Origin of the sequence: Nocardioides anomalus, from assembly GCF_011046535.1 — a bacterium.
Classification (GTDB): Bacteria; Actinomycetota; Actinomycetes; order Propionibacteriales; family Nocardioidaceae; genus Nocardioides; species Nocardioides anomalus.
Map to the genome: position 1 here is coordinate 1,159,721 of NZ_CP049257.1, position 26,739 is coordinate 1,186,459.

Annotated in this window: 22 protein-coding genes and 1 pseudogene; 15 read left to right on the forward strand and 8 right to left on the reverse strand. The window is 73.1% G+C overall.

Annotation, left to right across the window (positions count from 1 at the left end; translation table 11 throughout):
• Window positions 1-16: 16 nt before the first annotated feature.
• Together G5V58_RS05995 and G5V58_RS06000 are read right to left on the reverse strand one after the other, a co-directional pair.
• The gene (locus G5V58_RS05995; protein WP_230487119.1) at window positions 17-1,336 is read right to left on the reverse strand and encodes an NAD(P)/FAD-dependent oxidoreductase; all 1,320 of its coding nucleotides are present in this window, start codon (window positions 1,334-1,336) and stop codon (window positions 17-19) included.
• Window positions 1,321-1,794, reverse strand: a complete 474-nt coding sequence (locus G5V58_RS06000) for an Lrp/AsnC family transcriptional regulator (RefSeq protein WP_165229793.1) — start codon at window positions 1,792-1,794, stop codon at window positions 1,321-1,323. The genes G5V58_RS05995 and G5V58_RS06000 overlap by 16 nt, the downstream gene beginning before the upstream one ends.
• Window positions 1,795-2,104: 310 nt before the next feature.
• Between G5V58_RS06000 and G5V58_RS06005 the strand changes: the two genes are divergently transcribed.
• Complete coding sequence (locus G5V58_RS06005; RefSeq protein WP_165229796.1) at window positions 2,105-3,337, forward strand: phosphoglycerate dehydrogenase; 1,233 nt, start codon at window positions 2,105-2,107, stop codon at window positions 3,335-3,337.
• Window positions 3,334-4,353, forward strand: a complete 1,020-nt coding sequence (locus G5V58_RS06010; RefSeq protein ID WP_165229799.1) for a DUF1015 family protein — start codon at window positions 3,334-3,336, stop codon at window positions 4,351-4,353. Before G5V58_RS06005 ends, G5V58_RS06010 begins: the two co-directional genes overlap by 4 nt.
• Before the next feature lie 4 nt (window positions 4,354-4,357).
• Here the strand turns inward: G5V58_RS06010 and G5V58_RS06015 are convergent, their stop codons facing one another.
• Together G5V58_RS06015 and G5V58_RS06020 are read right to left on the reverse strand one after the other, a co-directional pair.
• Window positions 4,358-6,400: a SpoIIE family protein phosphatase gene (locus G5V58_RS06015; protein WP_230487120.1), complete on the reverse strand. Its 2,043-nt coding sequence runs from the start codon at window positions 6,398-6,400 to the stop codon at window positions 4,358-4,360.
• A 29-nt stretch (window positions 6,401-6,429) separates the two neighbouring features.
• Window positions 6,430-7,803 (reverse strand): aspartate aminotransferase family protein, encoded by a 1,374-nt coding sequence (locus G5V58_RS06020; RefSeq protein WP_165229805.1) that lies wholly within the window; start codon window positions 7,801-7,803, stop codon window positions 6,430-6,432.
• 682 nt (window positions 7,804-8,485) lie between these two features.
• On the opposite strand from G5V58_RS06020, the gene speB reads away from it, so the two are divergent.
• From speB to G5V58_RS06045, 5 genes are all read left to right on the forward strand, one after another.
• Window positions 8,486-9,487, forward strand: a complete 1,002-nt coding sequence (gene speB, locus G5V58_RS06025; protein WP_165229808.1) for an agmatinase — start codon at window positions 8,486-8,488, stop codon at window positions 9,485-9,487.
• Window positions 9,484-11,064: an amidohydrolase gene (locus tag G5V58_RS06030; protein ID WP_165229811.1), complete on the forward strand. Its 1,581-nt coding sequence runs from the start codon at window positions 9,484-9,486 to the stop codon at window positions 11,062-11,064. The genes speB and G5V58_RS06030 overlap by 4 nt, the downstream gene beginning before the upstream one ends.
• A gap of 61 nt (window positions 11,065-11,125) precedes the next feature.
• On the forward strand, window positions 11,126-12,559 hold the full coding sequence (locus tag G5V58_RS06035; RefSeq protein WP_165229814.1) for a gamma-aminobutyraldehyde dehydrogenase: 1,434 nt from the start codon (window positions 11,126-11,128) through the stop codon (window positions 12,557-12,559).
• Window positions 12,560-12,569: 10 nt separating this feature from the next.
• Window positions 12,570-13,784 carry a saccharopine dehydrogenase family protein gene (locus tag G5V58_RS06040; protein ID WP_165229817.1) on the forward strand — a complete coding sequence of 405 codons (1,215 nt, stop codon included), beginning with the start codon at window positions 12,570-12,572 and terminating at the stop codon, window positions 13,782-13,784.
• 100 nt (window positions 13,785-13,884) lie between these two features.
• Window positions 13,885-15,012, forward strand: a complete 1,128-nt coding sequence (locus G5V58_RS06045) for an aminotransferase class V-fold PLP-dependent enzyme (RefSeq protein WP_165229820.1) — start codon at window positions 13,885-13,887, stop codon at window positions 15,010-15,012.
• 1 nt (window position 15,013) lies between these two features.
• Here G5V58_RS06045 and G5V58_RS06050 read toward each other — a convergent pair whose 3' ends face one another.
• Complete coding sequence (locus tag G5V58_RS06050) at window positions 15,014-15,298, reverse strand: hypothetical protein (RefSeq protein ID WP_165229822.1); 285 nt, start codon at window positions 15,296-15,298, stop codon at window positions 15,014-15,016.
• 42 nt (window positions 15,299-15,340) lie between these two features.
• On the opposite strand from G5V58_RS06050, the gene G5V58_RS06055 reads away from it, so the two are divergent.
• A complete protein-coding gene (locus G5V58_RS06055) occupies window positions 15,341-16,357 on the forward strand; it encodes a GNAT family N-acetyltransferase (RefSeq protein ID WP_165229825.1) in 1,017 nt (338 codons plus the stop codon).
• Here G5V58_RS06055 and G5V58_RS06060 read toward each other — a convergent pair.
• A complete protein-coding gene (locus G5V58_RS06060; protein ID WP_165229828.1) occupies window positions 16,338-16,790 on the reverse strand; it encodes a hypothetical protein in 453 nt (150 codons plus the stop codon). The genes G5V58_RS06055 and G5V58_RS06060 overlap by 20 nt on opposite strands.
• Window positions 16,791-16,840: 50 nt before the next feature.
• Window positions 16,841-18,175, reverse strand: a complete 1,335-nt coding sequence (gabT, locus tag G5V58_RS06065) for a 4-aminobutyrate--2-oxoglutarate transaminase (protein ID WP_165229831.1) — start codon at window positions 18,173-18,175, stop codon at window positions 16,841-16,843.
• 35 nt (window positions 18,176-18,210) lie between these two features.
• Between gabT and G5V58_RS06070 the strand changes: the two genes are divergently transcribed.
• The 3 genes and pseudogenes from G5V58_RS06070 to ispG all read left to right on the forward strand — a co-directional run bounded on the left by G5V58_RS06070 (window position 18,211) and on the right by ispG (window position 21,902).
• Window positions 18,211-19,329, forward strand: a complete 1,119-nt coding sequence (locus G5V58_RS06070; RefSeq protein ID WP_165229834.1) for a 1-deoxy-D-xylulose-5-phosphate reductoisomerase — start codon at window positions 18,211-18,213, stop codon at window positions 19,327-19,329.
• A complete protein-coding gene (locus tag G5V58_RS06075; protein WP_165229837.1) occupies window positions 19,326-20,684 on the forward strand; it encodes a M50 family metallopeptidase in 1,359 nt (452 codons plus the stop codon). Before G5V58_RS06070 ends, G5V58_RS06075 begins: the two co-directional genes overlap by 4 nt.
• 86 nt (window positions 20,685-20,770) lie before the next feature.
• A pseudogene (gene ispG, locus G5V58_RS06080) lies at window positions 20,771-21,902 on the forward strand (flavodoxin-dependent (E)-4-hydroxy-3-methylbut-2-enyl-diphosphate synthase).
• Between the two features lie 153 nt (window positions 21,903-22,055).
• On the opposite strand, the gene G5V58_RS06085 reads toward ispG, so the two are convergent.
• Entirely contained in the window at window positions 22,056-23,054 is a 999-nt protein-coding gene (locus tag G5V58_RS06085; protein WP_165229840.1) for a hypothetical protein, read from the reverse strand.
• A gap of 156 nt (window positions 23,055-23,210) precedes the next feature.
• On the opposite strand from G5V58_RS06085, the gene G5V58_RS06090 reads away from it, so the two are divergent.
• The 4 genes from G5V58_RS06090 to G5V58_RS06105 are packed head-to-tail and all read left to right on the forward strand — an operon-like array spanning window position 23,211 to window position 26,584.
• Window positions 23,211-24,359 (forward strand): glutathione-independent formaldehyde dehydrogenase, encoded by a 1,149-nt coding sequence (locus G5V58_RS06090; RefSeq protein WP_165229843.1) that lies wholly within the window; start codon window positions 23,211-23,213, stop codon window positions 24,357-24,359.
• Window position 24,360: 1 nt separating this feature from the next.
• Window positions 24,361-24,936 carry a type 1 glutamine amidotransferase domain-containing protein gene (locus G5V58_RS06095; protein WP_165229846.1) on the forward strand — a complete coding sequence of 192 codons (576 nt, stop codon included), beginning with the start codon at window positions 24,361-24,363 and terminating at the stop codon, window positions 24,934-24,936.
• A complete protein-coding gene (locus G5V58_RS06100; RefSeq protein ID WP_165229849.1) occupies window positions 24,933-25,412 on the forward strand; it encodes a hypothetical protein in 480 nt (159 codons plus the stop codon). Before G5V58_RS06095 ends, G5V58_RS06100 begins: the two co-directional genes overlap by 4 nt.
• Complete coding sequence (locus G5V58_RS06105; protein WP_165229851.1) at window positions 25,409-26,584, forward strand: zinc-dependent alcohol dehydrogenase; 1,176 nt, start codon at window positions 25,409-25,411, stop codon at window positions 26,582-26,584. Before G5V58_RS06100 ends, G5V58_RS06105 begins: the two co-directional genes overlap by 4 nt.
• Window positions 26,585-26,739: the final 155 nt, after the last annotated feature.

The window sequence follows — 26,739 nt, forward strand, 5'->3', positions numbered from 1 at the left end:
CATCATCTCCCGGCGCTCAGTGACCCAGCATCGGCGCCATCATCCGGGCCAGGCGCGACGGCCGCCCGGTGAGCGCCTCCTCGTGGTCGGCCAGCGTCATGGTGCGCAGGCCGGCGTTGATGCCGAGCCACCGCAGCGGCTCGGGCTCCCACCGCGGCGAGCGGTGCCCGACCCACGGCAACCGGGTCAGGTCGCTCTCGCGCTCGAGGAGGAGGTCGGCCAGGGTGCGCCCGGCCAGGTTGGTGGTGGCGACCCCGTCGCCGACGTACCCGCCGGCCCAGGCCAGCCCGCTCGCCCGGTCGAGCCCGACCGACGCGCACCAGTCCCGCGGGATGCCGAGCGGGCCGCCCCAGGCGTGGGTGAAGCGGGTGCCGGCCAGGACCGGGAACAGGTCGAGGAGCGTCGCGTGCAGTCCGGCGAACACGCGCGGGTCTCGGTCGAAGGACGGCCGGACCCGCGACCCGAGGTGGTACGGCGCGCCGCGGCCGCCGAAGACCAGCCGGTCGTCGGCAGTGCGCTGGCCGTAGATGACCAGGTGCCGGTGGTCGGAGAACGTCTCGCGCTCGGCCAGCCCGATCTCGTCCCAGACGTGCGCGGGCAGCGGCTCGGTGGCGACGATGAGCGAGTAGACCGGCACCACCGTGCGCGCGTGCCCGGGCAGACGCGGCGTGTAGCCCTCGGTGGCCCGGACGACGTGCGGAGCACGGACCGTGCCCGACGGCGTGCGCACCGCGCCGGGCCCGACCGCCAGCGCCGGGGTCCGCTCGTGGATCGTCACCCCGCGGCGCCCGACCGCGTCGGCCAGCCCGCGGACCAGCCGGGCGGGGTGGATCGCCGCGCAGTCCGGGGTGTACGTCGCGCCGAGGGTCCGCGTCGCCCGCAGCCGCTGGGCAGCCTCGGCGGGGGAGAGCACCGCGTTGCCGTCCGCCGCCCGCACCCGGGCCAGCTGGGCCCGGTTGCGGACCAGGGTGATCGTGCCGCCCTTGGCCGCGTGGCAGCCGATGCCCTCGGCGGCAGCGACCCGCAGCACCTCGTCCACGGTGGCCCGCATCGCGGCGTCCTGGGCCGGGCCGAGATCGGTCGGGAACAGCGCCGAGCACCAGCCGCCGTTGCGGCCGGAGGCGCCGAACCCGGCCACCTCCGCCTCGACCACGACCACCCGCCGGGACGGGTCGGCGACGGACAGGTAGTAGGCGGTCCACAGCCCGGTGAGCCCGGCGCCGACCACCACGACGTCGGCCTCGGCGTCGCCGCCCAGCGGCGCCCGCGGCGTCCAGTCGGTCGGCGTCGTCTCGTGCCAGAGGGAGAGCGACCGGTAGCTCAGCGCACGCCCCACGAGTAGGTCTGCTTGCGCAGGTGGAGGTACATGAACGTCTCGGTGGTCAGCACGCCCGGGATGGAGCGGATCCGGTCGCTGACGATCTCCAGCAGGTGCTCGTCGGTCTCGGCCACGACCTCGGCCAACACGTCGTACGACCCGGCCGTGACCACGACGTAGTCGACCTCGTCGAGGGCCGCGATCGCGTCGGCCACCGGCTCGATCGCGCCGGTGACGCGGACCCCGACCATGGCCTGGCGGGCGAAGCCGAGCTCCATCGGGTCGGTCACCGCGACGACCTGCATGATCCCGGCGTCGGTGAGGCGCTGCACGCGCTGGCGCACCGCCGCCTCGGAGAGGCCGACCACCTTGCCGATCGCGGCGTAGGAGCGCCGGCCGTCCTGCTGCAGCTGCTCGACGATGGCCTTGGACACCGCGTCGAGCTGTGGGCGGGAGCGCGGCTGGCTGCGCGTCATGGGGGGACGCTACAGCCTCTGACCAGCCGCGATGACGGCGCGGGCCGCTTCCCCGACCGGGTGCGCCAGCCAGGGACGCCGGCGGTTGTCCAGACCGCTGCCAAGAACACCCGACCGGGTGAGGAACGCGCGAGGTCACGGTTCGTTGTGGAGGGTGATCGTGTCGCGGCGACCCCTCCCCCCAGGTCGCCGCGGCACGATTCGCACGTGGGGCCGCCGTGCACCGTGACGCGCAGGCACCGCACCGGCTAGCGTGACCGGACTCCGCGCCGGGAGGGCGTCGGGGAGGGTGCTGGTGCGGAGGTGCGTGGTGCGGCTGCTGTTCGCCGACCGTCTGTCGGAGCAGACGCTGTCCGAGCTCGAGGCCCGCGGGCACGAGTGCGTCGTCGAGCCGGGGCTCTCGGCCGACGACCTGGCCGGGCGGATCACCGGCTTCGACGGGCTGGTGGTGCGCTCGACCAAGGTGCGACGCCCGGTCTTCGAGGCCGCCGACCGGCTGTCGCTCGTGGTCCGGGCCGGCGCCGGGACCAACACCATCGACACCGACGCGGCCGCCGAGCGCGGCGTCTTCGTGTGCAACGTGCCCGGGCGCAACGCCGCCGCGGTGGCAGAGCTGACCCTGGGGCTGCTGCTGGCCGTGGACCGCCGGATCGCCGACAACGTGGCCGACCTCCGCGCGGGCCGGTGGGACAAGGACCGCTACGGCAAGGCCGAGGGGCTGCTGGGCTCGACCATGGCGATCCTCGGACTCGGCTCGATCGGGCTGCTGGTCGCGGAGCGGGCCGCCGCCTTCGGGATCAGGGTGCAGGCGCAGACCCGGCCGGGTCGCTCGGCGCAGACCGTCGCCCGCGCCGAGGAGCTGGGCGTGACCTGGTGCGACTCGCTCGGGGAGCTCCTGGCCACCTCCGACGTCGTGAGCCTGCACGTGCCGGCCGGCCCGGACACCGAGCACCTGGTCGACGCCGCCTTCCTCGCCCAGATGAAGGACGGCGCGGTCCTGCTCAACACCTCTCGCGGGGACGTGGTCGACGAGGAGGCGCTGCTGGCCGCGCTGGACGCGGGGCGGGTGCGCGCCGGCCTCGACGTGTACGCCGACGAGCCCGGCTCGGGGCAGACCGCCTGGACCTCGAAGGTCGCGCAGCACCCCGCCGTCGTCGGCACCCACCACATCGGCGCGTCCACGGCCCAGGCCCAGCGCGCGATCGCCCAGGGCGTCACCGAGATCGTCGAGGCGTTCACCCACGGCGAGGTCCGGCACTGCGTGAACCTCGACCACAGCCGGCTCGGCTCCTTCACCCTGACGATCCGCCACCACGACCGGGTCGGCGTGCTCGCGCAGGTCCTCGACCAGGTCAGCAGCGCCGGGCTGAACGTCGAGCACATGGAGAACCGCGTCTTCCGCGGCGGCCAGGCGGCGGTCGCATCGATCGACGTGGCGGGGGAGTCCTCGGACGTGCTGGTCGAGGCCCTGCGCGCGCTGCCGCACGTGCTGAGCGTGGCCGAGGTGACGCTCGACCCGGCGAGCCCAGCGGGCTCCGCGTGAGCGTGGTCCGCCCCTTCGCGGCGCGGGTGGTCCGGCCCGAGTACGCCCGCCGCCTGGTCAGCGGACTGGCCGAGCTGCCGGAGGACACCGGCACGCTGCCGCCGGTCGCCCCGCCCGACCCCGCGGCGTACGACCTGGTGGAGGAGGCGCTCTACGTCTACCGCCAGGGCGAGCACGTCGGGGTGGTCGCCGAGGTGGACGTGCGGGCCTTCACCGACGGCCGGGTCCGCGGCCACGAGGCCGTGCAGGCCCAGCGGGTCGAGAGCCTGGTCGCGCACCTGCGCACCGACGCCCCGCCGGCACTCGTGGCGCTGCTGCACCCGGCCGGGCCGGCGTACGAGCGAGCGGTCGTCGCGAGCCTCGAGGCGCCGCCGCTGCTGGACTTCGACGGACCCGGTGGGCTGCGGCAGACGGTGTGGCGGGTGGCGCCGGAGCTGACCGCGGAGCTCGCGGCCGAGCTGAGCGGCGCCACGCACTACATCGCCGACGGGCACCACCGGGTCGCCGCCTCCCTCACCGCCTGGCACCGTGCCGGCGAGCCGGACGGCTCGGGCGTGCTCTGCGTGGTGCACCCGATGGACGGGCTCGACCTGTCCGCCTTCCACCGCCGGGTGCTCGGCCCGGTCGACGCCGAGCCGCTGGCCGCGCTGCTGGCCACCTCGGTGGTGCAGCCGGTCGCGGCCGCGCCGGAGCCACGGGCCGGCTCGGTCGGGCTGTACGCCGGCGGGCGCTGGTCGCTGGTCACCCTGCCGCCTGCCGACGGCGCGCTCGACGTCGAGGTCCTGCAGGCCGAGGTGCTCGACCGCCTGGCCCGGCCGGTGGAGATCGCCCACGCGCAGACACCCGTGGAGGAGCTGACCCGCCGCTGCGACGCGGACGGCGGGGTGCTGTTCACGCTGGCGCCGCCGCCGCTGGGCGCACTGGTCGCGCTGGCGGACCGGAGCGGGACGGTGCCGCCGAAGACGACGTACTTCGAGCCCAAGCCGTGCGCCGGGGTGTTCCGGCGACCGTTCTGATCCCCTAGCCGAGCCGGACGAGCACCAGCGCGACGTCGTCGTCGGGCCGGTCGGGGACCAGGCGGCCGAGCAGACCGTCGCAGAGCTCGTCGAGGTCGGCGACCTCGGGCAGCAGCTCGGCGTACGCCGCGCGCAGCTGCTCGACCCCGGTGTCGAGGTCGCGGCCGCGCCGCTCGACCAGGCCGTCGGTGTAGAAGAGCACGGTGTCGCCGGCCCGCAGCGGGAGGCCGTGGTCGCTGCGCGGCAGGGACGGGTGGATGCCCAGCAGCGCCTCGGGCTGGTCGGGCCAGAGGGCGGTGACCTGGCCGCCGCGGCCGACGAGCGGCGGCGGGTGGCCGGCGTTCGACCAGCGCAGCAGGGTGCCGCCCTCGGGGCCGTCCTCGAGCCGGGCCAGGACCGCCGAGGCGGTGGTGTCGATGAGCAGGGTCTGCATGGCCTCGTCGACCAGGTGCAGCACGCCGGCCGGGCCCTCGCTGGTCGTGACCGCGACGCCGCGCAGGAGGTTGCGCAGCTGACCCATGGCCGCCGCGGCCTCGGTGTCGTGACCCATCACGTCGCCGATGGCCAGCACGGTGGCGCCGTCGCGCTGGAGGAACGCGTCGTACCAGTCGCCGCCCACCTGGGCCGCCTCCGCGGCCGGCTCGTAGCGCACCGCGATCTGCACGCCGGGCGGCTGCGGGGGCGCGGTGAGCAGGGTGCGCTGGAGGCCGGCGGCGAGGTCGCGCTGCTCGGCGTAGAGCCGCGCGTTGTCCAGGGCCAGGCCCGCGCGGCCGGCCACCTCGGCCAGGACGTCGACGTCCTCGGCGGAGAACGGCTGCCGCTCGGCCGAGCGGAAGAGGCTGAGCACCCCGACGGTGCGGCTGCGCCCGCGCACCGGCACGATCACCGCCGACTCCGGGGCCAGGCTCAGGTAGAGGTCGCGCGCCTCGCCCGGCTCGAAGACCTGCGCGATCCGCTCGGTGGCGTCGCGGTCGATGAGCACGGGCCTGGCCTCGGCCAGGGCGCGGGCCAGGAAGGCCTGGTCGCGCAGGGCCGGGATCCGCAGCTCGGTGTAGCGCTGGACGGCCGGGCGCAGGTCGGCGTCGACGTGCCACCCGGCGACGTCGTACAGGCCGCGCTTCCAGCCGCCCGAGCCCTCGGGGCCGCCGCCGTCGACGAGGGAGACCACGCTCCAGTCGGCCAGCCGGGCGTCCACGACCAGGCGGGCCAGCTCGGCCACCGCGGTGTCGGTGTCGAGGGTCTCGGTGAGCACGGCCGTCACGCCCGCCAGCAGCTCGGCGCGCGCCCGGGCCGAGTCCAGGACCGCCTGCGCCTTGCGGCTGTCGGTGATGTCGGCGAAGTGCACCGAGAGCCCGTCGGGGGTCGGCCAGGCGTGCACCTCGTACCACCGGTCCAGTGGCGCGGGGTAGTAGGTCTCGAAGGTGACCGGTGTCCCGGTCGCGGCGGCGCGGCGGTAGTGGTCCTCGATGTGGTTGCCCAGGGCCTGCGGGAACAGCTCCCACATGCTCTGCCCGGCCAGGTCCGAGCCGACCGCGCCGAGCAGGGTGCGCGCCTCGGCGTTGAGGAAGGTGAAGCGCCACTCGGGGTCGAGGTGGAAGAACGCCGACGGCATCGCCTCCATCACCCGCCGCACCCGGGCCTCGCCGTCCTGCGCCGCGGTGGTGTCGTACGCCGCGCCGAGCACGCGCGCCGCCGAGCCGTCCGGGCCCGGGAGGGCCCGGCCGCGGGCGAAGATCCAGCGCAGCTCGCCGTCGGGGAGCACGATGCGGTACTCCGCCTCGTAGACCCCGCACGTCTCGATGGCCGCGGTCAGCGCCTCGGTGACCTGCTCCCGGTCGTCGGGGTGCACGGACTCGTTGAAGGCCTCGATGGTGCCGCCGAAGGTCTCGCGGGTCAGCCCGAACAGCTCCAGGAGCCGCTCGTCCCAGCGCAGCTCCATGGTCGCGAGGTCCCAGGCCCACGCGCCGACACCGGCGGCGTCGACGGCGAGCCGCCACGCGAGGCGCTCGCTCTCCGGGTCCGGGAGCCCGGACGAGGAGTCAGGCACCGGCACAGCCTCGCATGCCGGTGGGGGGATCAGAGCAGTGAACCGGCCTTGTCGAGCACGGCGCGGAGGATCTGCTCCATCTCGTCGAAGTGCTCCTGGGTGCAGATCAGCGGCGGGCTGAGCTGCACCACCGGGTCGCCCCGGTCGTCGGCGCGGCAGTAGAGCCCCTCGGCGAACAGCTGCTTGGAGACGAAGCCGAAGAGCAGCCGCTCGCACTCCTCGGCCGTGAACGTCTCCCGGGTCTGCTTGTCCTTGACCAGCTCGATCCCGTAGAAGTAGCCGTCCCCACGGACGTCGCCCACGATCGGCAGGTCCTTGAGCCGCTCCAGCGTGCTGCGGAACGCCCCCTCGTTGCTCTTGACGTGGTCGAGGACCTTCTCGTTCTCGAAGGCGTCGAGGTTGGCCAGCGCCACCGCCGTGCTGACCGGGTGGCCGCCGAAGGTGTAGCCGTGGGCGAACATCGCGCCCTCCTCCAGGAACGGCTCCATCAGCCGGTCGCTGGCGATCATCGCGCCCAGCGGCGCGTAGCCCGAGGTGATGCCCTTGGCGCAGGTGATCATGTCGGGCTCGTAGCCGTAGCGCTCGGCCCCGAACATGTGGCCCAGCCGCCCGAACGCGCAGATCACCTCGTCGCTGACCATCAGCACGTCGTACTCGTCGCAGATCTCGCGGACCCGCTGGAAGTAGCCGGGCGGCGGCGGGAAGCACCCGCCGGCGTTCTGCACCGGCTCGAGGAACACCGCGGCGACCGTGTCGGGGCCCTCGTTCTCGATCTGCACCGCGATCTGGTCGGCCGCCCAGCACCCGAACGCCTCGACGTCGGTGCTCACGTGCTCGGGCGCGCGGTAGAAGTTGGTGTTCGGCACCCGGAACGTCGAGGGCACCAGCGGCTCGAACTGCTGCTTGAGCCCCGGCAGCCCGGTGATGCTGAGCGCTCCCTGCGTCGTGCCGTGGTAGGCGATGGTCCGGCTCAGCACCTTGTGCTTCATGGGCTTGCCGGTGAGCTTGAAGTAGTTCTTCGCGAGCTTCCACGCGCTCTCGACGGCCTCGCCGCCACCGCTGGTGAAGAACACCCGGTTGAGGCTCCCCGGCGCGTACCCCGCCACCCGCTGCGCCAGCTCGATCGCGTTCGGGTGCGCGTACGACCACAGCGGCATGAACGCCAGCTGCTCGGCCTGCTTGCGCGCCGCCTCGGCCAGGTCCGTGCGCCCGTGGCCCAGCTGGCTCACGAACAGGCCGGCCAGCGCGTCCAGGTAACGCTTGCCCTGGTCGTCGTAGATGTAGGCACCCTCGCCACGCACGATCACGGGCACGTCGGCGTGGTCGTAGGAGCCGTGCCGGGTGAAGTGCAGCCACAAGTGGTCCTTGGCGGCCTGCTGGAGCTGCTGAGCGTCGAGAGCCATGAGGCCATCATGCGCCGGGACGCCCCGTTTCTCCACCTCTGCGCAACGGAATCCGTCGTCCGCGCGTCCCGTCACGACGGAATCAGACAGGCTCTTGCCTGCCTCGACGCTTCTTGCTCGTGCTGAGACCAATCACGTGCGGCCGCGCGCTTACCACCCCGACTCCCGCTGTCAAGGACGCCTTCGGCGCCGCAAGCGGCGAACGGCGGGGCCTTCGGCCCGAGTGGTTCGTCCTTGACAGCGGGACCCGGTCGGGGCGGTAAGACGCGCTCAAGGGCGGGGCAAGCCCCGCCCGCCATGCGCGGCCGCCTCTGGCGGCCACGCTTGCGGTTCCGATGTGCGATGACCCGCACCGCTCCCCCACCCCCACCCGTGAAGGCGAAGGCGAGACGGTGCCGCCGCCGAACCAGGGCGCCTGTGGGCTGACCCGGCCCCCGCCGGACCGCAGCCCCCTCGCCGAACGCTAGACCCGCGGCGTGGGGCACGCACACGAGACGCAACCACGCTGGGAGCAGTCGCGTGCAACACGGCGTCGGTTGCGTTCGGTGAGGGGGCGGCGGTCAGGCGGGGGCCGGGCCAGTCCACAGGCGGCCGGACCCGAGAGCCCGCACCACGAGACGAAGCACCCAGACCAAAACCACCCCCCATGACGCCACCCCCCACGAAGCGGTACTGATAGGACGTGACCCGCTACGGCCAGCAGTTCGGCCCCGACTTCACCTTCCTCGGCGTCGATCCCGTGGACCTGGAGGACACGGAGGCACTGGCCGCGGCCGACGTGGTCATCGTCGGTGCTCCGTGGGACGGCGGCACGTCCCACCGGCCGGGCACGCGCTTCGGCCCGCAGGCGATCCGCGGCACCGACTACCTCGGCCACGACGGCTCGCGCCCGCACCTGGCCCTGCGGGTCGACGCAATGCAGGACCTGCGGGTGGTGGACGCCGGCGACGTCGAGATGCCACCGGGGGAGCAGGAGCGGTCCCGGCAGGCGCTCGAGGACGCGGTCTACGCGGTGGCGTCCCAGGGCACGGTGCCGCTGGTGCTGGGCGGCGACCACTCGATCACGCTGCCGGACGCGACGGCGGTGGCGCGGCACCTGGGGTTCGGGCGGGTGTCGATGATCCACTTCGACGCGCACGCCGACACGGGGCACATCGAGTTCGGGTCGCTGTACGGGCACGGGCAGCCGATGCGGCGGCTCATCGAGTCGGGGGCGCTGCGCGGGGACCGGTTCCTCCAGGTGGGGCTGCGTGGCTACTGGCCGGGGCCGGAGACGCTCGACTGGATGGCCTCGCAGTCCATGCGGTCCTTCGAGATGACCGAGATCGTGGCGCGCGGGCTGGGCGCGTGCCTGGACGAGGCGTTCGAGATCGCGCTGGACGACTGCGACGCGGTGTTCCTCTCGGTCGACATCGACGTGTGCGACCCGGGGCACGCGCCGGGGACGGGTACGCCGGAGCCGGGCGGCCTCTCCAGCAGGGAGCTGCTGGACGCCGTACGCCGGATCTGCCTGGAGCTGCCGGTGGCCGGCATCGACGTGGTGGAGGTGTCGCCGCCCTACGACCACGCCGACATCACCGCGGCGCTGGCCAACCGGGTGTGCCTCGAGGCGCTGTCGGGGATCGCGGCGCGCAAGGTGGGCCTCGACCACGACCCGGCGGGACCGCTGCTCGAGGGTCGATGACCACGACGCTGTTCCGGGCGGCGGCGGCCTTCGACGGGCGGCGCCACGTCGGTCCGGCCGAGGTCCTGGTCCGCGGCGGCCGGATCGTGGCCGAGGGGGAGCCGGACGAGGTCGTCGACGCGGCGTTCCTGGCCCCGGGCTTCACCGACGCGCACGTGCACCCGATCCAGGGCGGGCTCGAGCGGCTGCGGTGCGACCTGTCGGAGCTGTCGACGCGCGAGGAGTACCTCGACGAGATCCGGCGCTACGCCGAGAGTCACGACGACGAGTGGGTCCTCGGCGGCGGGTGGGGGATGCCGGCGTTCCCGGGTGGGACACCGCTGGCCGCGGACCTGGACGCCGTGGTGCCGGACCGGCCGGTGTTCCTGCCCAACCGCGACCACCACGGCGCGTGGGTCAACAGCGCGGCGCTGCGCCGCGCGGGGATCGACGCGCGCACGCCGGACCCGCCCGACGGGCGGATCGAGCGCGACGCGGACGGCCGACCCAGCGGCACCCTGCACGAGGGCGCGACCGCGCTGGTCTCGCGGCACCTGCCGCGCACGACGGGCGAGGACTACCGGCGGGCGCTGCTCGAGGGCCAGCGCTACCTCCACTCGCTGGGGGTGACGGCGTGGCAGGACGCGATCGTCGGCTCCTACAGCGGGATGGACGACCCGGCGTCCACCTACGTCGCCGCGGCCGAGAGCGGCGAGCTCACGGCGTACGTCGTCGGCGCGCTGTGGTGGGAACGGCGCCTCGGCGTCGAGCAGGTCGCGGACCTGGCCGGGCGGCGCGCGGCGCTGACGGGCGGGCGGTTCCGGGCCACGAGCGTCAAGATCATGCAGGACGGCGTGGCCGAGAACGGGACGGCGGCGCTGCTCGAGCCCTACCTCGACCGGTGCGGCCACGCCACCGACAACCGCGGCCACTCGTTCATCGACGCGGCCGCGCTGCGCGACGCGGTCCGGGCCCTCGACGCCGAGGGCTTCCAGGTGCACGTGCACGCGATCGGCGACCGCGGTGTGCGCGAGACCCTCGACGCCCTGGTCGGCACCGACCCGGGCCACCGGCACCAGGTCGCGCACCTGCAGCTCGTGCACCCCGACGACGTGCCGCGCTTCGCCGAGCTCGGCGTGGCCGCGAACGTGCAGGCGCTCTGGGCGTGCTGGGACGAGCAGATGGTCGACCTCACGCTGCCGTTCCTGGGCGACGAGCGCGCCGGCTGGCAGTACCCCTTCGGCGCGATCCACCGCGCCGGCGGCCGGCTGGTCGCCGGCAGCGACTGGCCGGTCTCGACGCCCGACCCGCTGGCCGCGATCCACACCGCCGTCACCCGCACGACGTACGCCGACCCCGGTCGCGCCGGCACCGAGCCGTTCCTGCCCGAGCAGGCCGTGCCGCTCGACGTCGCCCTCGCGGCGTACACCTCCGGCAGCGCCTGGGCCTGCCACCGGGACGACGCCGGCCGCCTCGACGTGGGCACCGCCGCGGACCTCGTCGTGCTCGACCGGGACCCGTTCGCCGGGCCGCCGGAGGAGATCGGCGCCGCTCGGGTGCTGTCGACCTGGGTGGACGGCACGGTCGTGCACGACTGATTCCGCACCTGGCGTGGACACATCCCTACCGATTCCGTCGTCTGCCGCCTAGGCTCCCGGCATGGCTGACCAGCGGTTCCAGAACGTCGTCGACGGTGAGCTCGTGGACGCGGTGTCGGGGGAGACCTACGACGTCGTGGACCCGACGACGGGCGAGGTGTACGCCGCCGCACCGATGTCGGGGGCCGAGGACGTGGACCGGGCCTACCGGGCCGCGTCGCAGGCCTTCGAGTCGTGGGGGAACACCACGCCGAGCGAGCGGCAGAAGGCGCTGCTCAAGATCGCCGACGCGCTCGAGGAGCGGACCGAGGAGTTCGTCCGGGTCGAGTCCAAGGACACCGGCAAGCCGCTCGGGCTGACGACCGAGGAGGAGTTGCCGCCGGCCATCGACCAGATCCGGTTCTTCGCCGGGGCCGCGCGGGTGCTCGAGGGGCGCTCGGCGGGGGAGTACATGAGCGACTTCACCTCCTGGATCCGCCGCGAGCCGATCGGCGTGGTCGGTCAGGTGACGCCGTGGAACTACCCGCTGATGATGATGGTCTGGAAGATCGCGCCGGCGCTGGCCGCGGGCAACACGGTGGTCCTCAAGCCGAGCGACACCACGCCGGCGAGCTCGGCGCTGCTGGCCGAGCTGTGCCAGGAGTTCCTGCCGCCGGGCGTGCTCAACCTGGTGTGCGGTGACCGCGACACCGGTCGCGCGGTCGTCGAGCACCGCACGCCGCAGATGGTCTCCATCACCGGCTCGGTGCGCGCGGGCATGGAGGTCGCGAGCTCGGCGGCCAAGGACCTCAAGCGCACCCACCTCGAGCTCGGCGGCAAGGCGCCGGTCATCGTCTTCGACGACGCCGACCTGGAGAAGGCGGCCGAGGACATCGCGATCGGCGGCTACTTCAACGCCGGCCAGGACTGCACCGCCGCCACGCGCGTGCTGGCCGGCCCCGGCATCCACGGCGACTTCGTGGCCGCGCTGACCGAGCAGGCCAAGAGCCTCAAGACCGGGCTGCCCGACGACGAGGACGTCCTGTTCGGGGCGCTCAACAACGCCGACCAGCTCGAGCGGGTCACCGGCATGGTCGACCGGCTCCCCGACCACGCCACCGTCGCGGCCGGCGGGCACCGGCAGGGCGACCGGGGCTACTTCTACGAGCCCACCGTCCTCGACGGGCTGCGCCAGGACGACGAGCAGATCCAGAACGAGATCTTCGGCCCGGTCATCACCGTCCAGCAGTTCAGCGACGAGGCCGAGGCCCTCGCGTGGGCCAACGGAGTGGAGTACGGCCTGGCCTCCAGCGTCTGGACCCGCGACCACGGTCGCGCGCTGCGGGTGTCCAAGGCCCTCGACTTCGGCTGCGTCTGGATCAACTGCCACATCCCGCTCGTGGCCGAGATGCCGCACGGCGGCTTCAAGCACTCCGGTCACGGCAAGGACCTGTCGATGTACGGCCTCGAGGACTACACCCGCATCAAGCACGTCATGAGCTGGATCGGCCAGTGAGGACCACCCGGTGAGGATCCTCCTGGTCGGCGCCGGCGGCGTCGGTGGTGCGTTCACGGCCATCGCCGCGCGCCGCGACTTCTTCGAGACCGTCGTCGTCAGCGACTACTCCCTGGAGCGTGCCGAGAAGGCCGCGGCCACCGACGAGCGGTACGTCGCGGCCCAGGTCGACGCCTCGTCGGCCGAGGCGGTCGAGGCGCTGTGCCGCGAGCACCGGATCACCCACGTGATGAACGCCGTCGACCCGGTCTTCAACATGGCGATCTTCGAGGGCGCGTTCGCGGCCGGGGCCGACTACCTCGACATGGCGATGTCGCTGAGCAAGCCGCACCCCGAGACGCCGTACGAGAGGCCGGGCGTCAAGCTCGGCGACGAGCAGTTCGCGGTCGCGGGGGAGTGGGAGTCCGCGGGCCGGCTCGCGCTCGTCGGCATCGGCGTGGAGCCGGGGCTGTCCGACGTGTTCGCGCGCTACGCCGCCGACCACCTGTTCAGCGAGATCGACGAGCTCGGCACGCGCGACGGCGCCAACCTGGTCGTGGCCGACGAGGCCGGCAACGAGGTCTTCGCGCCGTCGTTCTCGATGTGGACCACGATCGAGGAGTGCCTCAACCCGCCCGTGGTCTGGCAGGACGGGGACTGGCACACCACGGCGCCGTTCAGCGAGCCGGAGGTCTTCGACTTCCCCGAGGGCATCGGCCCGGTCGAGTGCGTGAACGTCGAGCACGAGGAGGTGCTCCTCATGCCGCGCTGGGTCGACTGCAAGCGCGCGACCTTCAAGTACGGCCTCGGCGAGGAGATGATCACGATCCTCAAGGTGCTGCACACCCTCGGCCTGGACTCCACCGAGAAGGTCCGGGTCAAGGGCGTCGAGGTCTCCCCGCGTGACGTGGTCGCCGCGGTGCTGCCGGATCCGGCCACCATCGGCCCGCGGATGACCGGCAAGACCTGCGCGGGGCTCTGGGTCACCGGCACCGGCCAGGACGGCCAGCCGCGCTCGACCTACCTATACCACGTGGTCGACAACGAGTGGACGATGCGCGAGTACGGCCACCAGTGCGTGGTCTGGCAGACCGCGATCAACCCGGTCGTCGCGCTCGAGCTGCTCGCGCGCGGCACCTGGTCGGGCGCCGGCGTGCTCGGCCCCGAGGCCTTCGACGCGGTCCCGTTCCTGGACCTGCTGACGGAGTACGGCAGCCCCTGGGGGATGCAGGAGCTGGACGCCTAGCGGTCCGGCCAGGGTCTCGGGCCCAGGGGACGGGCCGGCGCACGCCATCAGCCATGGTGGGGGGACGTGCGCCGGCCCGTGCCTGTGGCACGCTGCCGACGTGGACCTGCCTCGCGCCGACGTCGACCCCGACGGCCTCCTGGAGTACTCCGTCGTCTTCACCGACCGCTCCCTCAACCACATGTCGCAGCGCTTCGTCGGCGTGGTCCACGACGTCGTCGACGTGCTGCGCTCGACGTACGCCGCCGAGACCGTCGCGCTCGTCCCGGGCGGTGGCACCTACGCGATGGAGGCGGTGGCCCGGCAGCTGGCCACTGGCCGGCGGGTGCTGGTGGTGCGCAACGGGCTGTTCTCCTACCGCTGGTCGGCGATCCTCGAGACCGGCGGCATCACCGACCAGGTGACGGTCTGCCGAGCGCGCCCCGTGGCCGATGAGCGGCAGGCGCCGTGGACGCCGGCACCGGTGGAGGAGGTCGTCGCGGCCATCGAGCGTGACCGGCCCGAGGTGGTCTTCGCCGCCCACGTGGAGACCGCGGCCGGCATCCTGCTGCCCGACGACTACGTGCGGGCGGTCTCTGCGGCCACCCGTGCGGTGGGCGGGCTCTTCGTCCTCGACTGCATCGCCTCGGGCGCGCTGTGGGTCGACATGACCGACCTGGGCGCCGACGTGCTGCTCAGCGCCCCGCAGAAGGGCTGGAGTGGCTCGCCGTGCGCCGGCTTCGTCATGCTCGGCGCGGCCGGCCGCGAGCGCGTGCTGGCCACGACCTCGACCAGCTTCGCCGTCGACCTGCAGAAGTGGCTCACGATCACCGAGGCCTACCTCGACGGGCAGACGCCGTACCACGCCACGATGCCCACCGACGCCCTCGCCCGCGACGCCGCGCTCATGCTCGAGACGCGGGCCGCGGGCCTCGACCACCTGCGCGAGGCGCAGTGGTCGCTCGGCACCCGGGTCCGCTCGCTGCTGGCCGAGCGCGGCTTCGCGTCCGTCGCCGCCGAGGGGTACGCCGCGCCGAGCGTCGTCGTCTCCCACACCGCCGACCCCGATCTCAAGAGCGGCGCGGCGCTCAAGGCGCACGGCCTGCAGGTCGCCGCCGGCGTCCCGCTCATGTGTGGTGAGCGCGACGACTTCTCGACGTTCCGGATCGGGCTGTTCGGGCTGGACAAGCTCGGCGACGTCGACGGCACCGTCGCGCGGCTGGCCGACCGCCTCGACGAAGCGCTCTAGCTCACTCCTCGAACAGCTGCGCCTCGTCCTCGGCGGAGGTCACCTCGACGCGGGCGGCCAGCACCACGTGCGGGGCGACGCCGAGCCGGCTCAGGGTCACCTGCACCTGGGCCAGCACCCACGGCTGGGCCTGCAGCGAGACGCGCTGCAGGGCGGTGCGGACGCGCACCCACACGACCGGGACACCGTCGCGGTCGGGGAGCCAGTGCGCCTCCTCCACGCCCCACGGCGCGAGCGAGGCCACGAGCGGCACCAGGGCGGCGTCGACACTGCGCTGCTGGTCCACCCCGTCGAGCGTACGGCGGCCGCGGCTGGTTGGCTTCGGGTCGTGGTGGACGTCGAGCGGATCGGGCCAGGGGACGAGCGCTTCGGGGCGTGGCACGCGGCGATCGCGGCGGCGTACGCCGAGGGTCGCGAGCCCGGCTGGTGGGAGTCGGTGGAGTCGGCGCGGGTCTACTTCGCGCGGGCCGAGAGCCGGACCCGGCACGTCGCGCTGGTGGCCACCGACGACGCCGGCGCGGTCGTGGGCGGGGCCGAGCTCTCCCTGCCGCTGGACGACGACGTGCACACCCTCGGCGTCGACCTGGGCGTGCCGGGGCCGCACCGGCACCGTGGCGTCGGCCAGGCCCTGTGGGAGGCCGTGCAGGAGGTCGCGGCCCAGGAGGGCCGGGCGGTCGCGCAGGCCGAGGTGCTGGTGCCCGACGGCGCCGAGGACTGGCCGGGCGCACGGTTCGCCGAGGCCCGCGGACTGCGCTGCCTCGAGCGCGAGCACCGGTTCGTGCTGGACCTGCCCGTGGCGCCCGAGCGGCTCGCGGCGCCGGCCACCGACGACCCCGACGACACCGAGGTCGTGTCCTGGGTCGGTCCGTGCCCGGAGGACCGGCTGGACGAGTGGGCGCGGATGCGGACGCACATGTCCGAGGACGTGCCGATCGGGGAGCTGAGCATCACCCCGCGGCAGGTCGACGCCGACCGGGTCCGCGAGTCCGACCGCGCGATGACCGAGCAGGGCTGGACCAAGGTCCGCACCATGGCCCTCGGCCCGGACGGCGCGGGGCGCGGCTACACCGAGCTCCTGGTCTCGGCCCACGACGAGCGGGTCGTGGTGCAGGACGACACCTTCGTGGACCGCGCGTACCGCGGACGCGGTCTGGGGCTGCGGCTCAAGGCGGCCAACCTGGGGCTGCTGCAGGAGACGGCCGGGCTGCTCGGGCCACGGCGGCGGGTGCAGACCTACTGCGAGCAGGACAACGTCGCGATGCGCCGCACCAACGCACGGCTGGGCTTCCGCCTCGTGGACGAGCTGCGGGAGTACGAGGGTCCGGTCAGCCCCGGCGCGAGCTGACCACCCGCTCGCGGGGGCGGCGCCCCTGCTCCGGTCGCTCCGGGTGCGCGGTGAACAGCAGCCCCCACACCCCGAGCACCACGACCGCGGAGGCCGGCACCAGCTCGACGGGGAAGGCCAGCGTCTCGGCGTACGACGGCGCGAGGGCGATCGCGATGCCGCACGTCAGCAGGCCCAGGGCGACGGCCACGCCGGGGATCGCGCGCGTGGCCGGCGCCCGGCGGGACAGGCTCACCTCGGTCCAGCCGATGAGGGTGCCGAGCCCGACGAAGACCGCGACGATGCTGGTCCACCGCAGCGCCGCGTGCGGGGGAGCCGGCTCGTAGACCAGGCTGGTCAGCACCAGCGCGAGCCCGATCATCGCGTTGACGACCATGAGGCTGCGCAGGGAGCGCAGCCGGCGAGCCGTCACCCCGTCCCTCGAGAACCCCATGCCCTCCACGTCCCCCGCGGGTGGCGCGGGCAAACCGTCTGTGTCGCCGCTCACGCGGTGGCGGCGAACGCCTCCGCCACCACGTCGAAGGCCTCGTCGAGCAGCGCGTCGGAGATCGACAGCGGCGGCAGGAACCGGAACACGTTGCCCCACGTCCCGCAGGTGAGGGTGACGACGCCGTTTTGGTGGCAGTACGCCGAGACCGCGGCCGTGCGCGCCGGCTCGGGGTCGAGCGTGCCGGGCGTGGTCAGCTCGATGGCCATCATCGCGCCGCGACCGCGCACGTCGCCGATGACCGGGTGCGCCTCCTGGAGTGCGTGCAGCCGGGCGGTCATCCGCTCGCCGATGGCCCGGGCGCGGGCCGCGAGGTCGTGCTCGCGCATCTCGGCGAGGGCGCCGAGACCCGCGGCGCAGGCGACCGGGTTGCCGCCGTAGGTCCCGCCCAGACCGCCCGCGTGCACCGCGTCCATGACGTCGGCGCGACCGGTGACCGCGGACAGCGGGAGCCCGCCGGCGATGCCCTTGGCCAGGGAGAGCAGGTCGGGCACGACGCCCTCGTGCTCGGAGGCGAACCAGTCGCCGGTGCGGCAGAAGCCGCTCTGGATCTCGTCGGCGTAGAACAGGATCCCGTGGTCGGCCGCCCACGCGGCCAGCGCCGGCAGGAAGCCCGGCGCCGGGACCACGAAGCCGCCCTCGCCCTGGATCGGCTCGATGGCCAGGCACGCGAGGTTGTCCGCGCCGACCTGCTTGTCGAGGTGGTCGATGGCGCGGGCCGCGGCCTCCTCGCCGGACAGGCCGTCGCGGAACGGGTAGGACATCGGCGCCCGGTAGACCTCGCCCGCGAACGGACCGAAGCCGTTCTTGTAGGGCATGTTCTTGGCCGTCATCGCCATCGTGAGGTTGGTGCGGCCGTGGTAGGCGTGGTCGAAGACCGCCACCGCGTCGCGGCCCGTGGCCACGCGCGCGATCTTGACGGCGTTCTCCACCGCCTCGGCGCCGGAGTTGAACAGCGCCGACTTCTTGGCGTGGTCGCCCGGCGTCACCTCGGCCAGCTGCTCGCAGACGTCGACGTACCCGTCGTAGGGCGTGACCATGAAGCAGGTGTGGGTGAAGGCCTGCACCTGCTCCACCACCCGCTGCACCACGCCCGGCGCGGCGTTGCCCACCGTGGCGACCGCGATGCCGGAGCCGAGGTCGATCAGGGAGTTGCCGTCCACGTCGACCAGCACGCCGCCGCCCGCCGCGACCACGAAGACCGGTAGCGTCGTGCCCACTCCGTCGGCGACGTGGGCCTTCTTGCGGTCCAGGCGGGCCAGGGACTCCGGCCCGGGGATCTCGGTGACGAGCGTGCGCTGCTGGGGCAGCGAGGGACCTCCGGTGCTCATGCTCGCAATCTAGTCCCGTCGGGCAGGATGGCCCGGTGCGCGACGTGGTGATCCTGGGCTCGACCGGCTCGATCGGCACCCAGGCCCTCGACATCGTCCGGGCCAACCCGGACCGGTTCCGCGTGGTCGGGCTGACCGCGGGTGGGAGCCAGCCCGAGCTGTTCGAGCAGCAGGTGGCGGAGTTCGGCCCGGCGTACTCCGGGCTGGGGGAGGACGCCTCGACCGAGGCCGCGGCGTACGCCTGCGACGTGGTGCTCAACGGCATCACCGGCGCGGTCGGGCTGCGGCCGACGCTGGCCGCGCTCGAGGCGGGCAACGTGCTCGCGCTGGCCAACAAGGAGAGCCTGATCGTCGGCGGCCCGCTGGTCCTCGAGCGCGCGGCGCCGGGACAGATCGTGCCCGTCGACTCCGAGCACAGCGCGCTGGCCCAGTGCCTGCGCGGCGGGTCGGCCGAGGAGGTGCGGCGGCTGGTGCTGACCGCGAGCGGCGGCCCGTTCCGCGGGCGCAGCGTCGAGGACCTGCACGACGTCACCGTGGAGGAGGCGCTGGCCCACCCCACGTGGGACATGGGCCCGGTCGTCACCATCAACTCCGCGACCCTGGTCAACAAGGGCCTCGAGGTCATCGAGGCGCACCTGCTGTTCGGCGTGCCGATCGACCGGATCGAGGTCGTCGTGCACCCGACGTCGGTGGTGCACTCCATGGTGGAGTTCGTGGACGGCGCGACGCTGGTCCAGGCCAGCCCCCCGACGATGCTGATCCCCATCGCGCTCGGGCTCAACTGGCCCGACCGGGTGCCCGACACCGCCCCCGCGGTCGACTGGACCAGACCGGAGACGTGGGAGTTCTTCCCCCTCGACGAGGAGGCGTTCCCCGCGGTGGCACTGGCCAAGCGGGCCGCGGAGCTCGGCGGGACGGCGCCTGCGGTCTACAACGCCGCCAACGAGGTGTGTGTGGATGCCTTCCGCAGGGGGAGGATGGCGTTCACGCAGATCGTGCCGACGGTGGCGCGTGTGCTCGCGCAGCACGACGTACCCTCGACCCCGGGTAGGTCGTTGGGGGTGGAGGACGTCCTCGCCGCCGACGCGTGGGCGCGCACGGCCGCCGACCTGGGGGAGCCGGTCGTGGGTGAGCAAGGGGGAAGCAGAGGGTGACGAGCCTTCTCTACATCGCAGGGATCCTGATCTTCGTGGTCTCGATCCTCGTCTCGATCGGGCTGCACGAGCTGGGGCACATGATCCCGGCCAAGGCGTTCGGCGGGAAGGTCACGCAGTACTTCATCGGCTTCGGGCCGACCGTGTGGAGCCGCAGGCGCGGCGAGACCGAGTACGGCGTCAAGGCCATCCCGCTCGGCGGCTACGTCAAGATCGTCGGCATGCTGCCGCCGGGGGCCGAGCAGCTCGGGACGGTCGAGTACGACGACCAGGGCAACCAGGTCACCCGGATCCGCAAGTCCAACACCGGGATCTTCACCCAGCTGATCTCCGACGCCCGCGCGGCCGAGTGGGAGCTCATCACCCCCGCCGACGACGAGCGGCTGTTCTACAAGATGGCCTGGTGGAAGAAGGTCGTCGTGATGGCCGGCGGCCCGTCGGTGAACATCGCGATCGCGTTCTTCCTGTTCTGGACCGTCTTCGCCACCTACGGCAACCCCACCGACGACGCGGTCGACTCCGGCGCCCCGGTGATCTCCTCGGTCAACAAGTGCGTGATCCCGGCCTCCGAGCAGCGCACGGCCTGCGAGGCCGGCGACCAGCTCAGCCCGGCCTTCGAGGCGGGCCTGCGGCCCGGTGACACCATCACCAGCTTCAACGGCACCGCGATCACCAGCTACGACCAGCTCCAGGAGCTGATCCGGGCCAACAAGGACGGCCGGGCCGAGATCGGCTACGAGCGCGACGGCACGGCGTACACCACGACGACGAGCACCCTCCTGCAGGACCGCCCGGTCGACACCGACCACCCCGACCAGCTGGAGTCCGTGGGCTTCCTGGGCGTGGCCCCGACGACCCACCGGGTCACCGGCGGGCCGCTCTACACCCTGGTGCAGATGGGCTACACCGCGGAGCAGACCGTCGAGGCGATGGTCCGCCTGCCCGAGCGGGTCTGGGGCGTGGCCAAGGCCATCGTCGGCGTGCAGGACCGCGACCCCGAGAGCCCGGTCAGCATCGTGGGCGGCAGCCGGATCGCCGGTGAGACCGCCTCGGCCACCTGGCTGCCCAACGACGCCAAGATCACCTTCCTGCTGCTGCTCGTCGCGGGCTTCAACTTCTTCATCGGGGCCTTCAACTTCATCCCCCTGCTCCCGCTGGACGGTGGCCACATCGCCAGCGCGCTGTGGGAGGCCGTGCGCCGCGGGCTGGCCAAGCTGCGCGGGCTGCCGGACCCCGGGTTCGTGGACGCCGCGAAGCTGTTGCCGATCGCCTACGTGATGGCCTCGGCGATGCTCGTGATGAGCCTGGTGCTCATCGTCGGCGACCTCGTCGTGCCCATCCACATCACCGGCTGAACCTCCGGCTGATCTCACACCGCTCTGATTCGGGACGCGCCCTCCCGCGCCGTACGCTGGAGGGCGTGACCGAGATCAACCTGGGGATGCCCGCGGCCCCGCCGCCGGTGCTCGCACCGCGCCGCAAGACCCGCCAGATCCAGGTGGGCAAGGTGGGGGTCGGCAGCGACCACCCGATCTCGGTGCAGTCGATGACGACCACCCTGACCTCGGACGTCAACGCCACCCTCCAGCAGATCGCCGAGCTCACCGCGACGGGCTGCGACATCGTCCGCGTCGCCTGCCCCTCGCAGGACGACGCCGACGCGCTCCCCGAGATCGCCCGGCACTCGCAGATCCCGGTCATCGCCGACATCCACTTCCAGCCGAAGTACGTCTTCGCGGCCATCGAGGCCGGCTGCGCCGCCGTCCGCGTGAACCCGGGCAACATCCGCAAGTTCGACGACCAGGTCAAGGAGATCGCCGCGGCCGCCAAGGACCACGGCACCTCCATCCGCATCGGCGTGAACGCCGGATCGCTCGACAAGCGGATCCTCGACAAGTACGGCAAGGCCACCCCCGAGGCCCTCGTGGAGTCCGCCGTCTGGGAGGCCGGCCTGTTCGAGGAGCACGACTTCCACGACTTCAAGATCTCGGTCAAGCACAACGACCCCGTCGTGATGGTCCGCGCCTACGAGCTCCTCGCCGAGGCCGGTGACTGGCCGCTCCACCTCGGCGTGACCGAGGCCGGCCCGGCGTTCCAGGGCACCATCAAGTCCGCCACCGCCTTCGGTGCCCTGCTCAGCAAGGGCATCGGCGACACCATCCGCGTCAGCCTCTCCGCGCCTCCCGTCGAGGAGGTCAAGGTCGGCATCCAGATCCTGCAGAGCCTCAACCTGCGCCCCCGCAAGCTCGAGATCGTCTCCTGCCCCTCCTGCGGCCGCGCCCAGGTCGACGTCTACACCCTCGCCGAGCGCGTCACCGCCGGCCTCGAGGGCATGGAGGTCCCCCCTCCGCGTCGCGGTCATGGGCTGCGTCGTCAACGGCCCCGGCGAGGCCCGCGAGGCCGACCTCGGCGTCGCCTCCGGCAACGGCAAGGGCCAGATCTTCGTCCGCGGCGAGGTCATCAAGACCGTCCCCGAGTCCGAGATCGTCGAGACCCTCATCGAAGAGGCCATGCGCATCGCCGAGGGCATGGAGACCGTCGACGGCGCGGCGGCCTCGGTCACCGTCGGCTGATCCACCTCCCGGCCTCGTTCCTCGGCCTCCGGCGGCTCAGCCGCCGCTGACCGAGCCGGCCGCGCCGTCGACGGTCTCCATGCCCTCGGCGATGCGCATGGCCTCTTCGATGAGGGTCTCCGCGGCCCCGGACGCACGGGACGGTCGAGCCGCTCAGCCGTCCCGCTGGTCGCGCTGGAGCCGGTTGCGTCGGTCCTCCTCGCGCTTGGAGTAGGCGGCCGCGCGGACGGCCTCGTCCGACTCCAGGCCGGAGCCGAGGCCGCCGCCCACCGTCGCGGCGGAGGCGACGAACCACGAGAGCACGAAGAGGTCTGGGTAGCTGTAGCCCGCCTGCAGGTAGTCGCCCATGATGGCGGGGTCGAGGATGAACAGCGCCCACGCCAGGTTCACCACGTACAGCGCCACGTAGCAGAGGGTGACGCCGGTGACCAGGGTCAACACTGTGGACGCGTTGTAGAGCCGGGAACGCTGGCGCGATCGCGTGGAGTCGCTGTCGGGGCGGTCCCACAGCTCGGCGTCGACGATGAGCCAGACGACCACCAGGGCGATCGAGGCCACCGTGGCCACCACCAGGCGCCACCAGGACAGGGAGCCGGCCAGGAGCCAGACGGTGGAGTTGATGGTCGCGACCGCGCCCGTCGCTAGCGCGGCGACCAGCGCCGACTTGAGGCCGGGCACCAGCAGCCACGGCCGGTTGGCCAGGACCATGCCGAGGAGCAGCCGCCAGCTCCCACCGGCCTGGGGCAGCCGCACGCGCCCCTCGCGGTGGGCGTCGTGGTCGGCCATCCCGCTCACCAGCGTGTGGACCGCCCGGCGCGCCCTGGCGTTCCTGCGCACGGGGCCGAGCGCGGGGAGGGAGAGCACCGCGACGCGTTCCTCCGGGTCGCTCTCGACGAGCACGTGACCACCGTCGGGGTCGTGGAGCGGGAGTTCGGTCAACCCGACCACGAGGTCCCACTCCCGTTCCCTCCGGTCGTCGCGCAGCCGGTCCGCGGCGGCCCACACGTCCTCGGAGCCGGTGGTGAAGGGCTTGCTCACGACCGTGATGTCCCAGGTCTGGTCTTCGTCGCCCGAGGTCAGGTCGGCGAGCCGGCGCGCCACCTCGGTGGGTGCCGCGGGGTCCGCCACGAGCCCGACGCGGAGAGCAACCATGTGCTGCGAGTACCCGAGGCGCCCCCACCGACACGGTGCGTGGCCACCCGGTCGCACACGTGGGCAGATCTGCCGATACCGGCCGCCCGCGACCGCTCCTTGAATGGAGTTGCCCCGCCCACCGGGAGGCGAGGACCCCACGACGGAGGAGACACGATGAGAGCAGTGGTGTACGACGGTCCACGGCAGGTCAGCGTCAAGGACGTGCCCGATGCCACCATCGAGCGACCGACGGACGTGCTGGTCCGCATCACGTCCACGAACATCTGCGGGTCCGACCTGCACATGTACGAGGGGCGCACCGACTTCGAGCCCGGTCGCTGGTTCGGCCACGAGAACCTCGGGCAGGTGGTCGAGGTGGGTGACGGCGTGGACAAGGTCCAGGTGGGCGACTACGTGGTCCTGCCCTTCAACATCGCCTGCGGCCACTGCAAGAACTGCGAGCGCCAGCTCACCAACTACTGCCTCACCGCCCAGCCCGAGCCGCAGCTGGCCGGGGCGGCGTACGGTTTCGCCGACATGGGCCCGTGGGCGGGCGGACAGGCGGAGCTGCTGCGCGTGCCGTGGGGTGACTTCAACTGCCTGCGGTTGGGCGAGGACGCCCAGGAGCGGCAGACCGACTACGTGATGTTGGCCGACATCTTCCCGACCGGCTACCACGCCACCGAGCTGGCGGGGGTGCAGCCCGGCGACCAGACCGTCATCTACGGGGCGGGTCCGGTCGGCCTGATGGCTGCGCTGTCGGCCACGATCCGGGGCGCGAGCAAGGTGATGGTCGTCGACCGGCACCCCGACCGGCTGCGGCTGGCCGAGTCCATCGGGGCCATCGCGATCGACGACTCGAAGGTGGACCCGGTGGAGGCGGTGCTCGAGCAGACGCTCGGGCTGGGCGCCGACAACGGTTGCGAGTGCGTGGGCTACCAGGCGCACGAGCCGGACGGTCAGGAGCAGCCGAACCTCACCATGAACCGGCTCGTCGCCTCCGTGCGCTTCACCGGCAAGATCGGCAACGTCGGTGTCTTCGTCCCCCAGGACCCAGGCGGGGTCGACGAGCTGGCGAAGGAGGGCAAGCTCGCCTTCGACTACGGGATGTTCTGGTTCAAGGGACAGCACATCGGCAGCGGGCAGGCGCCGGTCAAGAAGTACAACCGCCAGCTGCGCGACCTGGTCGCGGGTGGCAAGGCCGAGCCGTCGTTCATCGTCAGCCACGAGCTGTCCCTGGACGAGGCGCCCGACGCCTACAAGCACTTCGACGCCCGCGACGACGGCTGGACCAAGGTCGTCCTCCACCCGGCGGGGGTGTGACGTGGCCACGACCCTGGACGGACGCCGGGTCGCCATCCTGGCGGCCGACGGTGTGGAGCGAGTCGAGCTGGAGGAGCCCCGCCGCGCGCTCGACGACGCCGGTGCACACACCGCCGTGGTCTCGATCAGCAGTGGCGAGATCCAGGCACGCAACAACGACCTCGAGGACGCCGGCACCTTCTCCGTCGACGAGGTCGTGTCCGACGTCTCGGTGGACGACTACGACGCGCTGCTGCTGCCCGGCGGCACCGTGAACCCGGACAAGCTGCGCATGGAGGACGCGGCCGTCCGGTTCGTCCGGGACTTCGTCGAGTCCGGCAAGCCCGTCGCGTCGATCTGCCACGGGCCGTGGACCCTCGCCGAGGCGGGCGTGGCCCGGGGACGCCGGCTGACGTCGTTCCCGAGCATCCGCACCGACCTGCGCAATGCGGGGGCCGAGGTGGTCGACGAGGAGGTCGTCACGGACGCCAACATCACGACGAGCCGGTCTCCGGACGACCTGCCGGCGTTCTGCGAGCGCATCGTGCGCGAGTTCGCCCTGGCCCCCCAGCGCTCCGGAGCAGGAGGCCGACGATGAGCGAGACCGTCACCTCCCGAGCCGTGCGCGCCGGCGGCAGCCTGGTCCGGCACCTGCGCACGACGCTGGACCCGTCGTCCTCACAGCCCGCCGGTGGGCGCCGGCCCTCATCCGGCTGGCTGGCCGTGACCGTGCTGTGCGAGCCCTCCGATCTCGACGAGGCCGCGCTCCCCGCGCCCCTCGCCGAGCTCGCTGACCGCGTCGAGGTGAGGGTGCGCCCGGCGGCCGGTGACAAGGGCACCGAGCTGTGCGCGCGGCTGCGGGACCGGCCGCGGCCGGCCAGTGCGGCTCAGCGGCTCAGCGGCGATGACGAGGAGGGCGAGCTCCGCTCGGCCCTGCGCCGGGCCAAGCAGCTGATCGAGGTCGGTGAGGTGCTGCGCGTGGATCCGACCCCGCACGGCAAGCGGACGCCCACCCCCACCGGGGCGCTCCTGGAGTCCTGGACCAAGGCGGCCCCCGAGGGAGGCGTGCGATGAGGGCGGTGACGTGGCGCGGCGTGAACGAGATCGGCGTGGAGGACGTCCCGGAGCCCAGCATCCTCAACGGCCACGACATCATCGTGGAGGTCGGGCTGAGCGCGGTCTGCGGCTCGGACCTGCACCTGCTGGGCGGCTACATCCCCGCGATGCGGGCCGGCGACGTGCTGGGGCACGAGTTCATGGGCAAGGTCGTCGACATCGGGCCGGACGTGACCAAGCACCAGGTCGGGGACCGGGTCGTCGTCGTGTCCTTCACCAGTTGCGGACAGTGCTGGTACTGCAAGCAGGGGTTGTTCTCCCTGTGCGACAACGGCAACCCCAACCCCGGGATGACCGAGGCGCTGTGGGGTCAGTCCATCGGCGGGTGCTACGGCTACTCCCACGCCCTGGGTGGCTACGCGGGAAGCCACGCCCGCTACATCAGGGTCCCGTACGCCGACCAGGGCGCCTTCCCCATCCCGGACGGGGTATCCGACCAGCGAGCCCTCTTCGCCTCCGACGCGGCACCCACGGGGTGGACCGGGGCCGACCAGGCCGGCGTCCAGCAGGGTGACGTGGTCGCGGTGTGGGGTGCCGGGGGCGTGGGGCAGATGGCCGCCCGCGCCGCCATGCTCATGGGCGCGGAACGGGTCGTGGTCGTCGACCGCTTCGCGAACCGCCTCGAGCAGGTGCGCACGCACATCGGCGCGGAGACGCTCGACTACGAGCAGGTCGACGTCCCGGCAGAGCTGCGCGAGATGACCGGCGGGCGGGGACCGGACGTGTGCATCGAGGCAGTCGGCATGGAGGCGCACAGCCCCGGGCCGGCGCACCTCTACGACCAGGTCAAGCAGCAGATGCGGCTGCAGACCGACCGGCCGACCGCGGTCCGTGAGGCCATCTACGCCTGCCGCAAGGGCGGGACGGTCTTCACCCTCGGCGTGTTCGCCGGAGTGGTGGACAAGTTCCCCCTCGGCGCCGTGATGAACAAGGGGCTCACCCTCCGCGGCGCTCAGCAGCACGGCCACCGCTACATCCCCGAGATCCTCGACCGGATGAGCCGCGACGAGGTGCGGACCGAGCACCTCGCGACCCACGTGATGTCCATCGAGGAGGGCCCCACGGGCTACCGCATGTTCAAGGAGAAGGAGGACGGGTGCGTCCGCGCGGTGTTCGTGCCCGGCGCCTGAGCACCTCTCCCAGCGGCAGCGACATCGACGGCGGCGGATCGCCGTCCCGACGGGCCACATCGGTTCGGTGGGCGGCGAGGGGTCACGCACCCGACCGCCTCCTGTCGGCCCGGCGTGCGCTCCTCAGCCTTGCCGCCGGGCTCGCAGCCGGGGCG